Origin of the sequence: Atrimonas thermophila (assembly GCF_045864955.1) — a bacterium.
Taxonomy (GTDB): Bacteria; Atribacterota; Atribacteria; order Atribacterales; family Thermatribacteraceae; genus Thermatribacter; species Thermatribacter velox.
Map to the genome: position 1 here is coordinate 171,738 of NZ_AP028803.1, position 13,020 is coordinate 184,757.

A 13,020-nucleotide genomic window follows, 5' to 3' on the forward strand; every position below is an offset into this window, starting at 1 on the left:
GATGATCGAACTGGAAAGTGGTGTCAAAGTCGGCCATTATCAACATCAAAGCGCCCTGGTAGGGTGTACGGTTTTTCTTTTCCCAGAGCCCAACCGTGCGGTAGCCTCGGTTTTGGGAAAAGCTCCTGGTGAAAGAGAAGTTTCAGTGCTTCGGGCTGGTAATCTGGTGGAAAGTGTTGACGCGATATTTTTTTCCGGGGGCAGTGCTTTTGGTCTCTGTGTTGGAGAGGGAGTGGTCGCTTTCCTCAGAGAGCAGAGAAAAGGTTTTCCTACTCAGGCTGGCCCAGTTCCCATTGTGCCTGGGGCGGTTATTTATGACCTTGAAGTTTCAGGAGGGATTCTTCCTGCTCCGGAGTGGGGTTATCTGGCTGCTCAGCGAGCTTCTTTTCCGCCCCAAGAAGGCAGTGTAGGAGCTGGTGCGGGAGCTACAGTCGGCAAAGCTTTAGGTCTAGGTCGTGCCATGAAAGGCGGCTTTGGTTGGTCGAGGGTTGAAGTGAGTGGAGGCTACGTTGATAGCTTTGTGGTTTGTAATGCTCTTGGTGATGTGTATGACCCCTTTGAAGGAAAGCTTTTGGCTGGAGTGCGCGGCGCAGGTGGGAAGCCGGTGGGCTTTTTCGGTACGTCAGGTAATTTTTCAGGTTCACCGTTCAATACCACTTTGCTTTTGCTTTTTTTCTCTTTTGAGCTTTCCCGGGAGGAACTGGAAGCTCTCTCGGGAGTGGTGCATTCAGCCCTTGCCCTCTGTGTACGTCCTCTGGCGACTCTCTATGACGGTGACCTGGCCTTTCTGGTTGCTGGCAGAAAAAGAAAAAGGGCAGGTTACCTTGAAATTGTAAGGGCTGTTTATGAGGGAGTAGGAAAAGCCACTGTTAATGCAGCGCGTCGGGCTAAGGGGACTCCAGGTATACCTGCATGTAGTGATATAATGTTTTAAATTAAATAAAAGTAAAAACGCCGACCCTCAAGTGGCGGCGATGGAGGTGATTTTTCATGTCCCGTCCGGTATCTGGAAGAACTGGAGCGGGGGTTTATTCCCGATTGCCTCTGCGTAAAATCCTTCTGGCTGGTATTTTGGGAGCCATTTCAGCCATTTTGGGTCTAACCCCCCTGGGCTTGATCCCCGTTCCTAACCTTTCCGGTTACGCAACGGTAATGCACATTCCGGCCATAATCGGTGGTCTGTTGGGTGGTCCTTTGGTAGGAGCCCTGGTCGGGCTGGTTTTGGGGTTTTTTACCATGCACCTTTTTCTGGGTAATCTGGTGGCCTGTTTTGTCCCTCGTTTGTTGATTGGAGTGGTTGCCTACTACGTTTTTGCGTTGCTGGGCAAAAACAGATATGCTATTCTGGTAGCAGCCTTAGCTGGTACTTTCACCAACACCGTTGGTGTTTTAGGGTTGATGGTATTGATGAAGTACTTTACCTGGCAGCAGGTTTTGCCTGTTTTTGCGCTGAATGGTTCTTTAGAGCTTTTAATTTCGGCAGTCATTGTGTATCCGATAGTACGTGTTTTGCAAAAGGTGGTTTGAACTTGTATGCTCCTTTGCATTGATGTAGGTAACACGCACACTAACTTCGGTGTTTTTGAAGCAGGGAGACTTCTTTGTTCTTTTCGGGTTTCCACCTCTATCCGGAGGACAGAAGACGAGTGGTATCTTCTTTTTTGGAACCTTTTGGAAAATAGTGGAATAGAATTCAATGCAATCAGACGGGTGGCCATCTCCTGTGTGGTGCCACCGGTTCTGAACGTCCTAGACCTACTTTTCGTTAAGAAAAACGGACTCTCAGTCTTGAAAGTGAGTCCAGGAGTAAAAACGGGTTTGGCTATAAAGGCAGAGGCTCGGGAAGTGGGTGCAGACCGGGTAGTCAACGCTGTGGCTGCATCTCACCTTTATGGTGGTGACCTCATCGTGATTGATTTTGGAACGGCTACCACGTTCTGCGCTATTACCAGAAAAAGAGAGTATCTGGGCGGGGTTATAGCGCCGGGAATCGGCATGGCCCGTGAGGCTCTCTATGAGAAGACAGCCAAGCTTCCCAAGGTGGACATTGAAGTTCCCGAGCATTGCATTGGCAGGAACACCGTTGAAGCAATGCACGCAGGGATATTTTTTGGTTACATTGGTCTGAGCCGGGAAATCGTCAGACGCATGAAGGAGGAGTTTTCACAGGAAGCTCGGGTGATAGCTACTGGTGGCTGGGGTATTTTTCTGCATCGTTACTGCGACTTCGTGGATGTTTTTAACCCGGTTTTGACTCTTGAGGGGTTGAGGATTATCGATGAACTCAATACTTGAGCGCATAAATCCCCAAGAAATGCTGCTTTTGGGGGAGGGAAGCGTGGTCAGAGGCACCTTGAAAAACGAGGAGGCTGCTCTGATTCATGGCACAATGGATGGGGAGGTCAGCTGTGGGTCTTTGTTGATTGCCAGGGGCGGCCAGGTTAAGGGAAGGGTGGAGGCCAGGTATCTGGAACTCTGGGGAGAAATCGATGCAAATTCCAGGGTGGGGAAAGCCTATTTTCTCAGAGGTAGCGTTATGCGAGGTGTAGTGCTTGCAAAAAGCGCAGGAATTGTGCCAGGTGCAACACTGGAGGGTAGTCTGGTGTTTCAAGCTGTGGAGGATGAGAGGGATGAAGCCCAAGAGAGTGGTTAGTATTAGCCTGGGTTCTTCTCGCAGAAATCACCGGGCAGAAATCGAGCTCTTAGGCCAGAAAGTCATTATAGAAAGAATAGGCGTGGATGGTGATAAAGAGCGGTTTAAGGAGCTTTTAAGAGAACTGGATGGGAAAGTCGATGCCTTTGGACTGGGAGGAGCAGACCTCTATTTGCGGGCTGGGAAGTACCGCTACCTGGTGAAGGATGTTGCCCGGCTGGTGGAAGGAGCTCGCAAAACGCCTATCGTTGATGGTGGTGAACTGAAAGGTGTCTGGGAATGTGAAATTCCCCTTCTTTTGCAGCGCGAGGGATTGGTGGATTGGAAAGGAAAAATTGCCCTTATCATGAGTGGTATGGACCGCTATGGTCTGGCTGAAGGCCTCCACCGTGCCGGTTGTTCTCTGCTCATTGCCGATATGCCCTTCGCTTTGGGTATTCCTATTGCCTTGCGCAGGCTGTGGACGCTTCGTTTCCTTTCCGTTTTGATGATGCCGGTTTTAAGGCGCCTACCCATAGATGTTCTCTATCCCACGGGAAAGAAGCAGGAAGAACGCACCCCTCGCTTCCCTTTCTATTTTGAGCGCTCCGATGTTGTGGGGGGAGACTTTCTTTATATCCGGCGTTTTGCTCCCCCGAAATTACCTGGAAAAATTATCATCACTAATACAGTTACTGCGGAAGACCTTGAAGAACTGCGTGGTATGGGGGTGCACCTTTTGATAACCACCACGCCTGAAATCCAGGGCAGGTCTTTTGGTACCAACGTTTTGCAAGCAGTTTTTGTGGCTCTGCTGGAGCGAAAGCCCGAAGAGATTGCCCCTGAAGAGTATCTTTCTCTCATGCACAGGACAGGTTTCAGGCCTCGGGTGGTAGTACTCAACGAGGTGAAATGACGAGCCTTTTTGAGGAGGCGATTACAATGGACTGGATTGAGCAATGCAGCGAAGAAGACAAAAAGCGTTTTGTGGAGGAAACAGTCGAAAAATATGCTCGATTTATCAACCCTGGTTTGGTTCGCCTTTTTAAGTTTGCCAACTTTAACACTGTGGAGTGGAAGGGAAAGGGTGCCAAAGTATGGGATATTTTTGGCAACCAATATATTGACTGCATAGGCGGATTTGGAGTTTTCAACGTGGGTCGCAATCATCCCCGGGTGGTTGAAGCCGTGAAAAGGCAACTCGATTACCTTCCGCTGTCCACCCGCACCCTTTTTAATCGCCAGCAGGCCGACCTTGCTGAGATGCTCGCGCAAATCACTCCAGGAGAGCTCCAGTATTCCTTTTTCTGTAATAGCGGTGCTGAAGCAGTGGAGGGAGCAATCAAGCTGGCGCGCTTTTACACGGGGCGTAAAAAGCTGGTTTCAGCCCTGGGCGGTTTTCACGGCAAAACCATGGGAGCGTTGAGCGTTTCCGGCCGTGAAGTTTATAAAAAGCCTTTTGAACCGCTTTTGCCGGAAACTTATCAGGTTCCCTTTGGAGACGCAGAAGCTATGGCTCAGGCTGTTGATGAGCAGACTGCTGCGGTGATTCTTGAACCCATCCAGGGAGAAGGTGGCATCATCCTCCCTCCGCCTGATTACCTTTCTGAAGTACGCAAAATCTGTGATGCGAGAGGAGCATTGTTGATTCTGGATGAAGTGCAAACCGGCTTGGGTAGAACGGGCGCTATGTTTGCTTGCGAGCATTATGGAGTGGTGCCGGATATTCTGGCTCTGGCCAAAGGGCTGGGAGGCGGAGTGCTGCCGCTGGGGGCTTTCATGAGCACCCCCCAGATCTGGACGGTTTTCGAGGACAATCCTTTTATCCACAGTTCAACTTTGGGTGGCAACCCCCTGAGCTGTGCAGCGGGAATCGAGACGCTTAAGGTTTTGCAGGAAGAAGAAATTCCCCAACAAGCCGCTCGCAAGGGGGAATACCTGCTTTCTGCTCTTCAAGGCTTGGCTATCCAGTTTGCTCCCCTCATTAAGGAGGTACGCGGTAAGGGTTTGCTCGTCGGGGTTGAATTTTTTGACTCTGATGTAGCTTCGCTTCTCGCCATGGAGATGGCACAGCGCAGGGTGCTGGTTGCTTATACCCTGAACAATCCCAAGGTTATACGTCTGGAACCACCGCTGGTGATTACTAAAGAAGAGCTGGATCTGGTGCTTGAGGTTTTCGAGGCATCACTAAAAAGCGTTCAGGGAATTCTGGAGGAAATAGGAGGGTGAGAGCTCAATGGCCAGAGTACGTGGTGAAATAGTGATTGAAGGCAACCCGGATGACGTTTACCAGAAAGCCAAAGATATCGAACGGCTGGCAAGTTTTTTGCCAGATCTTAAAGAAGTTAAGATATTGAAACAGGAAGGAAGCGAGGTAGAGAGTTTCTGGAAAGGAGAGTTTCAGGGTCGGGAAGTCAAGTGGACTGAAAGAGATGTCTGGGATGACACAGCCCGGGAGTGCCGTTTTTACGCAACGGGTGGCGATTTCAAAAAGTACGAAGGAGTGTGGCGCTTTGTCGAGGCGGGAGAAGAAAAAACTCGGGTAGAGCTCGAAATCGAGTACGACCTGGGCCTTCCCCTGGTGGGAGGTCTGATAAGTGCTTTCCTCAAAAAGAAAATGCAGGAAAACTTGCAGGCCATGCTGGAGGCACTCCAGAAATCCTGTCAGGGATAAAAATTTTAAAGCTGGTGATGGAGGATGGATAAAGACCGTTTCGCATTTATAATCCACGCCATGTCTGCTCAGGATATCAAGGATCATTTCAAGCCCCTAAAAATTCTTCCTTCCAGAGCGGTGGAATTTCTGGCTTCCAGGGTGAAGCCTTTTATCTTATCCGAGGTTCACGGAGTTCGTTCTCGGGCTACTGGCAAGGAAATAGAAGGTTATTTCGTAGGGTTACCTATGACCCCCCGGGTGCTTCTTGAGTATCCCTTTCCTTTTGTGGCTCGTAAAATTCGCGAGTGTGGTTTTCTGGCCCAGGAGAAAAAGGCAAAAATCATTGGTTTGGGAGCTTTTACTTCCGTAGCCGGGGATGGAGGGATTACTGTTAAAAAAGGGCTGGATATTGCTGTCACTACCGGGAATAGCTATACGGTGGCTACGGCTATTGAGGCTCTGAAAATAGCGGCCTCAAAGATGGACCTTGATTTGAATGAGGAAGAAATCTCGGTTGTGGGTGCGACTGGGTCCATTGGTAAAGCTTGTGCACTCATTCTGGCTGAAGAAGGAAAAAAAATACGCCTGGTAGGGCGAGACCCTGATAAAGTACGTGCTGTCCAGAAAGAAATAGAAGATAAGCTGGGAATCAAGGTTCCCGGCTTTGTGGACGTAGAGGAAGGCATTAGGAATTCGCGAGCTATTCTCACCGTAACTTCGGCTATTGGAGGCATCATCCGTGCCGATTGGATTGCCCGGGGAGCTGTCATTTGCGATGTGGCCCGTCCCCGCAACGTGGCTCATGAAGTGGCGAAGCAACGGAAGGATGTGCTGGTTATCGAAGGTGGCGTGGTGGATGTTCCTGGAGATCCCGATTTCGGGATGGATTTTGGTTATCCACCTGGTAAAGCCTATGCCTGCATGGCGGAAACCATGATTTTAACCCTGGAGGGACGTTTTGAAGATTACACGCTGGGTAAGGAGGTGGAGGTCGAAAAAGTTAAAGAAATTACCCGTCTTGCTGAAAAACATGGTTTTAAAGTTTCAGGGCTGCGTAGTTTTGGTCGGGAAATCAGCGATCAAGAAATCATCTTGATCAAAGAAGAGGCTTTGAAAAAGAATTCCTAATTCTTGGGGAGGGTAAAGATGGGTACTTTTTTGAGAATCGTGGGTATCATTGTCATGATTTTTGGAATTGCAGTGGCGGTTTTTTCGGTACTGGGACTGGGAAGTTTTATGCATTTTTTCCAATCTTCTTCGGAGTTTGCTCCTTTTGAGGGAGAGGAGTTTCCTCCCATGCAGGAGATGAGACCCTGGATGTGGATGGGAGGGGTAGCAGGAGCTGTTTTGGCTGGTTTTGGCACGTTTGTTGGGGGGGCAGCGCTTTTTTGCTTGGGTAGCATATACAACGAAGTCAGAAAACTGCGTGGATAGAAAGGAGTGAAGCATATGTCGAAGAAAGTGGTCATTATAGGTGGCGTGGCGGCTGGCCCCAAAGTTGCTGCAAAACTGAAGCGACTGGACCCGGAGGCTGAGGTGGTCATTCTGGAAAAGGGGAAGTTCCTCTCTTATGCGGGTTGTGGACTTCCCTATTACATCGGCGGTGATATCAAAGAGCAGAAAGAGTTAATGGAAACCCCGGTTGGGGTGATGCGGGATCCCGAGTATTTTGAAAAGATGAAAGGCGTGAAAGTCTACAATCGTACCGAAGCGTTGCGCATAGACCGCAAAAAGAAAGAAGTGGAAGCCCGCCGTATCGATACCGGAGAGGTGTTTTCGCTTACTTACGATTACTTGGTTTTGGCTACCGGTGCTGAAGTGGCCATTCCTCCTATCAAGGCAGTGGATCTGGAAAATCCGAATACTGAACTGAAGCTCCTGGATCTTGGTCATGTTTACACTCTGCATGGCATTGAGGATGCTGAAGCAATTCGCTGGACCATTCGGGAGAAGCTGGCCAAAAAGGCGGTGATCATAGGCGGTGGACTTATTGGGATGGAGATGACTGAGAGCTTGGTGAAAAGCGGGCTGGAGGTTACCATTATTGAAGTTCTTCCCGAGATTTTACCCATCCTTGATGAGGATATGGGAATTCTGGTGCGCCGCTATTGCCAGAAGAAAGGCGTTACTGTGAAAGTGGGAGAACGAGTGGAAAGAGTGGAAGGAGAAGGTGGTACGGTAAAAAGGGTTATCACTGATAAAAGTTCCTATGAGGCTGACCTGGTCATTCTGGCTACAGGTTTTCGTCCCAACGCAGATTTGGCTCGCAAGGCGGGTCTTGAGATTGGCCCCAACGGAGGCATTAAAGTGGATCTTTTCCTGCGCACCAGCGATCCCTGCATTTTTGCCTGTGGAGACTGTGTAGAAGTTGAAAACCTGGTCTGTGGAAAAAGTGCGTACATGCCTATGGGTTCTTTGGCCAACAAGCAAGGAAGAGTGGTGGCAATTAATATTGCTGGAGGTTCGGAAGCCTTTCGAGGAGCCGTCAACTCGGTCATCTTTAAACTTTTTGATTACACCATTGCTCGCTGCGGTCTGGGTGTGCGTCAGGCAAAGGAGATGGGATATGAAGTCGAATATGCGCTGGTTCCAGCTCCAGACAGGGCGCACTATTTCCCGGGCGCAAAGAGAGTCATCACTAAACTGGTAGTTGATAAAAAGAGTGGAAAACTGCTTGGTGGACAGTTCCTGGGTGAAGGGGAAGTTACCAAGAGCGTTTATGCCGTAGCTACAGCGCTTCACTATGGGGCAACGATTGAAGAAATTTCCAACCTCGATGTTCCCTATGCTCCTCCTTATGCTTCAGCAATTGACAATATCTGTGTGGCAGCCAATGTGGTTCGTAATAAACTTGAAGGTAAAATGGTAGGCATTTCGCCCCTTGAGGTGGAGCGTAAAAGAAAGCGGGGCGAAGATTTTTTGCTTTTGGATGTTCGCACTCCAGCTGAGTACCAAAAAGTTCGTATTCCGGGTAGTACTCTGATTCCCCTTGGTGCACTGCGCAGCAAACTTGACACTTTACCCCGGGACAAAGAAATTGTTGTTTTCTGTGCAGTTAGCTTGAGAGGTTATGAAGCTTCTCTAATTCTTAAGGCAGCTGGTTTTGAGAATGTGAAAGTTATGGACGGCGGTTTAGCTTGCTGGCCTTACGAGGTGGAGACCTGAGGCTTGAAAGCGTTGTAAAAGTATGAAACGGTTTGCCCGGAGCAGACTGTTCAATGTACTGATTGTTGTGCTTTTTCTGGTGGCCACATCTTTAGTCCTGGTCTTTCTTTTGCGTTCTCCCGAGAGATTGGGGGAGGAATCAGAGACAGAGGCTGAAGCTGAAAAGACTGAAGAGGCAGCGGAGTTGGGAATCAAGCTCCAGGGGATGATAGTCAGAGGCTGGGACGGTGATTTGCTCAAATGGCTATTGGAAGCACCTCAGGCCCAGCTTGACAAGAGCATAACCCGGATGCGCTGTGAAGGAGGCGTTCTGGTTTCTGTATTTGATGAAACGGGTAGTTTGCGGAGTACAATTCGTGCTGGCGAGGCAGAGCTGGATCTGGTAGAGGATGTTTTTAGCTTCAAAGGTAGCGTTGAGGCCGAGTCTGCTTCCGGGGATCGTCTTTTTGGTGAAGAGTTGGTGTATTATCCGGATGAAGAAAAAGTGGTTGCCCAGTCCCTGGTCAGAGTTTTGTTTGATCACAACTCGATTGAGAGCAAAGGCCTGGTGAGCGATATCGACTTTGAGCGCCCGGAATTTTTGGAAGTTGTTTCCGGGCGCTTTCAGATTGGCAATTAATTCTTCCTCTCAAAGAATTGCTCAACCTTTTTAAGCCAGTCTCGTATAGGTATCTGCTGGGGGCATTTTTCTTCGCAAATGCCGCATTCAACACAGTTACCTGGTCGCTCTTCTTCTTTGAGGAACCCAAAGTAGGTTTTTTCTGCCTGTTCTCTTTTATCCTGGAACTGAAAAACTTGATTGTAAAGACCAAAGAGGAAGGGAATGTTTACTCCCTGAGGGCAGGGGACGCAGTAGTGGCAGGTGGTACAGGGAATCGGCGCTTCTTTTTTAAGGATTGCCCGCACTTCATCTATGGCTTCCAGCTCTTCTTGGGTGAGTATTCCTGGGTGGGCGTTTCGGGCGATTTCGATGTTTTCTTTGACCTGTTCCATGGTGCTCATACCACTCAGGACTGTGGTTACCTCTTCCTGGTTCCACAGCCAGAGCAAAGCCCAGGCGGCAGGACTGCGATGGGGGTTTGCCTCTCGAAAGCGCTGCAGGGCAAATTCGGAGAGATTGACCAGATTGCCTCCTTTCAAGGGTTCCATGATTACCACTGCCAGCCCTTTGGAGTGGGCGTAAAGGAGGCCTTCTCTTCCTGCCTGAAAGTCAACGTCCAGATAGTTATATTGAATCTGACAGAACACCCAGGGATATGCATCAACTATTTTTTTGAAGGTTGGGAGGTCATCATGAAAAGAGAAGCCAAGGTGGAGAATATCTCCTCTTTCCATCGCTTTTTCGGCCCACTCGAGAACCCGGTGTTTGAGAACTGTTTCCCAGCGGTTTTTGTCAAGTGCATGTATCAGATAGAAATCGATATAGTCAGTGCTGAGTTTTTTGAGTTGTTCGGCAAGGTATTTGTCCAGGTCTTTTTCAGATTGAATCAGCCAGGTAGGCAACTTGGTGGCGATTTTGGTTTTTTCACGATACCCTTCCTTTAATGCTTTACCTACCACGATTTCACTGTTTCCTTTGTGGTAAGGGTAGGCGGTATCCACATAGTTAACTCCTTGGTCAATAGCGTAGCGAATCATGGCGATTGCTTCTTTTTCATCAATTTTTGACTCATCGTTTTTATCAAAGAGAGGAAGCCGCATGGCTCCAAAGCCAAGTATGGATACCTCAAAATCCAGTTTTCCAAATTTACGGTATTGCATTTTCTGACCTCCTTTCGGTGAGTAAACTTTCTGCAGTCAGCGTGTAGTCTGGGTAAAAGAACAAGGGATGCCGATGCTCATCAAGGAGCGTTTTGAGCTGGTCGGTAAGTCTCCAGGCATTTTCGATGAACGAAGAGTCTGGAAACAGTGCCCGGTCACCGCTCAGTATATCCAGTATGATTTTCTGGTAAGCCTGAGAAGATGCGCCCTTAAAGTTACCTGCGTAACTGAAGTTGAGGCGGGTATCCATTGCGGAGAGTGTGGTGCCTGGCCTTTTGAGTCTAAGATAGAGGTCTATCCTTTCTTCGGGCTGAATTTCCATATAAAGGGCGTTGGTGTAGTCAAGATGCGAAGAAAAAATCACTTTTATAAAAGAACGCTTTTCAGCCATTTTTTTGCCCGAAATCAGGTAAAAAGGAACCCCCTTCCAGCGGGATGTGGCGACGAAAAGGGGGACCACAAAAAGAGTTTCCGTGGTTGAGTTCAGGTATCCGGTTTCTTCGCGATAGCTTGTGTATTGCCCGAGTTTGATATGTTCCGGTGGTGGGAGATGTATTTTGGAGAGCAACTTACTTTTTTCATAAGCCAGCGCTTCCAGGAAGCTGGCACATTCTCTGGGATCGGTTTCGCATAAAGGAGGTGCATCCACAGCGATTAGGGCCAGAAGCTGCAGGAGATGATTTTGTAGAACGTCCTTAATAGCCCCGGTTTGCTCGTAAAACACTTTTCTCTCTGCCACTCCCTCTCGCTCGCAAAGGCCAATGTGGACTTCCTTCACGAATTCTCTGGAGAGGAGCCTTTCCAGGAACCAGTTTTCGGCTTTCAGGATTATCAGATTGAGGACGATTTCTTTCCCCAGGTAATGGTCCACGTAGAAGATGTTTTTTTCCAGAAATGTTTGCTGCAGGGTTTGTTTTAATTTTTGGAAGCTGGGCAGATTGTCGCCGAAGGGTTTTTCCAGAGCTACTTTGGCGTTTTTGAGAAGCGTTTCTGGAAAAAAGCTTTTTATCTGTCTCAAGGCATTTTGGTAGAGGTTGGGCAGGGTAGAGAGGTAAAAGATTGCTTCAGTGCAACATGCTGCAAGGTGCTGGTTCAATTTAACGAAGGTTGAGTCGTCTTCAATGTCACCTTGGAGGTAGTGGAGACATTTCCAGAATTCTTTTATGGAGTCTTCAGACAAAAGAGCGGGGTCTTTTTCAGTTAATGTTTTGAGCAAAAAATTTTGATAGTCGTCCTGACTGCTGAATCGCCGTCCTATGGCTACTACCTGGACGTTCTCAAGATCACCCCTGGCATACATGGTGACCAGGGCGGGGAATATTTTGTTAACGAACAAATTGCCTGTTCCTCCAAAAAAGATGAGGGTTTTCATTTAGAACCTCCAGAGAAGCACCCTGGCTGGTGCTCCATCACATCCTTTGATATTCAAAGGGAAGGCAGATAGGAAATATGTTCCACATTGCACCTCATCAAGCTTGAGCCCTTCAATGATCAGGATGCCCTTGGAAAGCAAAATCTTGTGGGTGGGATGGCCGGGCTGGCTGCGCTCAATCCCCAGCGAATCAATTCCTATTCCCCTGATTTCTTTTTCTGCTAAAAAGTGAGCCCCTTCCTGGGTGAGGTAAACATAGTTTTCGCGCGAAAGATCCTGAAACGAGTTGTCAGTTTTGATGAGTAGGAAATGATCTTTGAGGATACAGGGTTCCCAGGGGAGTAATTCTTCCTTCCCAATGGCCTCTTTACCTCTTATTTCAATTAGCAGTGCAGGGCCAAAAAAGTTTTGCAGGGGAATCTGGTCAATGCTTTTTCCATCTTTGAGCATGTGCAGAGGGGCATCAACGTGGGTTCCAGTATGGCTTTCGAAAGTGATACGGGTCTCATTGGCTCCTTCTTCTATGCTGCGCACCTTTTCAATGAGGGGCTTTTTATTGGCCTGCCCCTTGTAAGAGGGCATGGTGGACTCAAGGGGTAAAGAAATATCGATTATTTCCAAAGTAGTTCCCTCCTTTTTACTCTGCATAAATCATCTTCACGTTCATACCGCCATCTACCACCAGATTCACTCCGGTTATAAAGGAAGCTTCTTCGGAGGATAGGAATAGGCAGGCATAGGCTATATCTTCGGGTTTGCCTACTCTACCTGCAGGATGCTGCAGGTGGTCGATGTCCCGGAGCAACGGTTCTTTCCTGATGCTCCGCTTTTTCCAGTTGGAGGTTTCAATCCACCCTGGTGAGATAGCGTTTACCCGGATTCTGCGCGGAGCAAGCGATATGGCCATAGCATGAGTTAGGGCGAGGATTCCACCTTTTGAGGCAGAGTAGGCTTCGGTATTAGGTTCTGACATCAGTGCCCTTGTGGAGGCGATGTTGATGATACTTGCCCCCTGGGGCATTAGTGGCAGAAGATAGCGAGTTACAAGGTAAACGCTTTGCAGGTTGGTGGTAATTACCCGATTCCACTCCTCAGTGCTCAGTTCTTCAAGCGGTTTCACAATATTTATTCCTGCGTTGTTGATTAAAATATCGACCCGGTTCCACACCTTAGCGAGGTGTGTTGCGCTTTCTCTGGCTTCCGTTTCACTGGCTACATCACAGGGAAGAGGCAAAAATTGAGAAGCAAGCCCTGAGTATTCATCTTGCAGGTCCTCGAGTGCTTCCCGGTCTATGTCCCAGGGAGAAACCAGGGCTCCCTGTTCAGCAAATATTTTGCTTATTGCTCGACCAATACCCTGGGCTCCACCAGTTACGACCACTTTCTTATTTGTGGGAGAAAACATTTTTGACCTCCCCATAAAATGAAGTTTAC

General features: G+C 48.5%; 15 protein-coding genes. 11 read left to right on the forward strand and 4 right to left on the reverse strand.

The features are described 5' to 3' along the window. Window position 1: 1 nt before the first annotated feature. Genes ACKTT1_RS01030 through ACKTT1_RS01080 form a run of 11 tightly spaced genes read left to right on the forward strand, consistent with a single transcriptional unit; the run spans window position 2 to window position 9,072 of the window. Window positions 2-934, forward strand: a complete 933-nt coding sequence (locus tag ACKTT1_RS01030; RefSeq protein ID WP_412709852.1) for a P1 family peptidase — start codon at window positions 2-4, stop codon at window positions 932-934. Between the two features lie 56 nt (window positions 935-990). Beyond that, window positions 991-1,527 (forward strand): ECF transporter S component, encoded by a 537-nt coding sequence (locus ACKTT1_RS01035; RefSeq protein ID WP_369017945.1) that lies wholly within the window; start codon window positions 991-993, stop codon window positions 1,525-1,527. A 6-nt stretch (window positions 1,528-1,533) separates the two neighbouring features. After that, window positions 1,534-2,295: a type III pantothenate kinase gene (locus ACKTT1_RS01040; protein ID WP_369017944.1), complete on the forward strand. Its 762-nt coding sequence runs from the start codon at window positions 1,534-1,536 to the stop codon at window positions 2,293-2,295. Next, window positions 2,279-2,653, forward strand: a complete 375-nt coding sequence (locus ACKTT1_RS01045) for a bactofilin family protein (RefSeq protein WP_369017943.1) — start codon at window positions 2,279-2,281, stop codon at window positions 2,651-2,653. The genes ACKTT1_RS01040 and ACKTT1_RS01045 overlap by 17 nt, the downstream gene beginning before the upstream one ends. Beyond that, window positions 2,631-3,548 carry a quinate 5-dehydrogenase gene (locus tag ACKTT1_RS01050; RefSeq protein ID WP_369017942.1) on the forward strand — a complete coding sequence of 306 codons (918 nt, stop codon included), beginning with the start codon at window positions 2,631-2,633 and terminating at the stop codon, window positions 3,546-3,548. Before ACKTT1_RS01045 ends, ACKTT1_RS01050 begins: the two co-directional genes overlap by 23 nt. A gap of 35 nt (window positions 3,549-3,583) precedes the next feature. Continuing rightward, on the forward strand, window positions 3,584-4,861 hold the full coding sequence (locus ACKTT1_RS01055) for an aminotransferase class III-fold pyridoxal phosphate-dependent enzyme (RefSeq protein ID WP_369019432.1): 1,278 nt from the start codon (window positions 3,584-3,586) through the stop codon (window positions 4,859-4,861). A gap of 7 nt (window positions 4,862-4,868) precedes the next feature. After that, window positions 4,869-5,306, forward strand: a complete 438-nt coding sequence (locus tag ACKTT1_RS01060; protein WP_369017941.1) for a type II toxin-antitoxin system RatA family toxin — start codon at window positions 4,869-4,871, stop codon at window positions 5,304-5,306. Window positions 5,307-5,330: 24 nt separating this feature from the next. Then, a complete protein-coding gene (locus ACKTT1_RS01065; RefSeq protein ID WP_369017940.1) occupies window positions 5,331-6,416 on the forward strand; it encodes a shikimate dehydrogenase in 1,086 nt (361 codons plus the stop codon). Between the two features lie 18 nt (window positions 6,417-6,434). Continuing rightward, the gene (locus ACKTT1_RS01070; RefSeq protein WP_369017939.1) at window positions 6,435-6,722 is read left to right on the forward strand and encodes a hypothetical protein; all 288 of its coding nucleotides are present in this window, start codon (window positions 6,435-6,437) and stop codon (window positions 6,720-6,722) included. Window positions 6,723-6,737: 15 nt separating this feature from the next. Beyond that, entirely contained in the window at window positions 6,738-8,453 is a 1,716-nt protein-coding gene (locus ACKTT1_RS01075) for an FAD-dependent oxidoreductase (RefSeq protein ID WP_369017938.1), read from the forward strand. 22 nt (window positions 8,454-8,475) lie between these two features. Further along, the gene (locus ACKTT1_RS01080; RefSeq protein WP_369017937.1) at window positions 8,476-9,072 is read left to right on the forward strand and encodes a hypothetical protein; all 597 of its coding nucleotides are present in this window, start codon (window positions 8,476-8,478) and stop codon (window positions 9,070-9,072) included. Here the strand turns inward: ACKTT1_RS01080 and ACKTT1_RS01085 are convergent. Genes ACKTT1_RS01085 through ACKTT1_RS01100 form a run of 4 tightly spaced genes read right to left on the reverse strand, consistent with a single transcriptional unit; the run spans window position 9,069 to window position 12,991 of the window. Further along, on the reverse strand, window positions 9,069-10,214 hold the full coding sequence (locus tag ACKTT1_RS01085) for an aldo/keto reductase (RefSeq protein WP_369017936.1): 1,146 nt from the start codon (window positions 10,212-10,214) through the stop codon (window positions 9,069-9,071). The genes ACKTT1_RS01080 and ACKTT1_RS01085 overlap by 4 nt on opposite strands. After that, window positions 10,201-11,586: a hypothetical protein gene (locus ACKTT1_RS01090; protein ID WP_412709853.1), complete on the reverse strand. Its 1,386-nt coding sequence runs from the start codon at window positions 11,584-11,586 to the stop codon at window positions 10,201-10,203. The genes ACKTT1_RS01085 and ACKTT1_RS01090 overlap by 14 nt, the downstream gene beginning before the upstream one ends. Further along, window positions 11,587-12,207, reverse strand: coding sequence for a cyclase family protein (locus ACKTT1_RS01095; protein WP_412709854.1), 621 nt, complete (start codon window positions 12,205-12,207; stop codon window positions 11,587-11,589). Between the two features lie 16 nt (window positions 12,208-12,223). After that, entirely contained in the window at window positions 12,224-12,991 is a 768-nt protein-coding gene (locus ACKTT1_RS01100) for an SDR family oxidoreductase (protein WP_412709855.1), read from the reverse strand. Between the last annotated feature and the right edge of the window lie 29 nt (window positions 12,992-13,020).

Bases quoted from the DNA above. Each gene is read 5' to 3' on its own strand.
- ACKTT1_RS01030 (WP_412709852.1), top strand. From the start codon at position 2: ATGATCGAACTGGAAAGTGGTGTCAAAGTCGGCCATTATCAACATCAA.
- ACKTT1_RS01035 (WP_369017945.1), top strand. From the start codon at position 991: ATGTCCCGTCCGGTATCTGGAAGAACTGGAGCGGGGGTTTATTCCCGA.
- ACKTT1_RS01040 (WP_369017944.1), top strand. From the start codon at position 1,534: ATGCTCCTTTGCATTGATGTAGGTAACACGCACACTAACTTCGGTGTT.
- ACKTT1_RS01045 (WP_369017943.1), top strand. From the start codon at position 2,279: ATGAACTCAATACTTGAGCGCATAAATCCCCAAGAAATGCTGCTTTTG.
- ACKTT1_RS01050 (WP_369017942.1), top strand. From the start codon at position 2,631: ATGAAGCCCAAGAGAGTGGTTAGTATTAGCCTGGGTTCTTCTCGCAGA.
- ACKTT1_RS01060 (WP_369017941.1), top strand. From the start codon at position 4,869: ATGGCCAGAGTACGTGGTGAAATAGTGATTGAAGGCAACCCGGATGAC.
- ACKTT1_RS01065 (WP_369017940.1), top strand. From the start codon at position 5,331: ATGGATAAAGACCGTTTCGCATTTATAATCCACGCCATGTCTGCTCAG.
- ACKTT1_RS01070 (WP_369017939.1), top strand. From the start codon at position 6,435: ATGGGTACTTTTTTGAGAATCGTGGGTATCATTGTCATGATTTTTGGA.
- ACKTT1_RS01075 (WP_369017938.1), top strand. From the start codon at position 6,738: ATGTCGAAGAAAGTGGTCATTATAGGTGGCGTGGCGGCTGGCCCCAAA.
- ACKTT1_RS01080 (WP_369017937.1), top strand. From the start codon at position 8,476: ATGAAACGGTTTGCCCGGAGCAGACTGTTCAATGTACTGATTGTTGTG.
- ACKTT1_RS01085 (WP_369017936.1), bottom strand. From the start codon at position 10,214: ATGCAATACCGTAAATTTGGAAAACTGGATTTTGAGGTATCCATACTT.
- ACKTT1_RS01090 (WP_412709853.1), bottom strand. From the start codon at position 11,586: ATGAAAACCCTCATCTTTTTTGGAGGAACAGGCAATTTGTTCGTTAAC.
- ACKTT1_RS01100 (WP_412709855.1), bottom strand. From the start codon at position 12,991: ATGTTTTCTCCCACAAATAAGAAAGTGGTCGTAACTGGTGGAGCCCAG.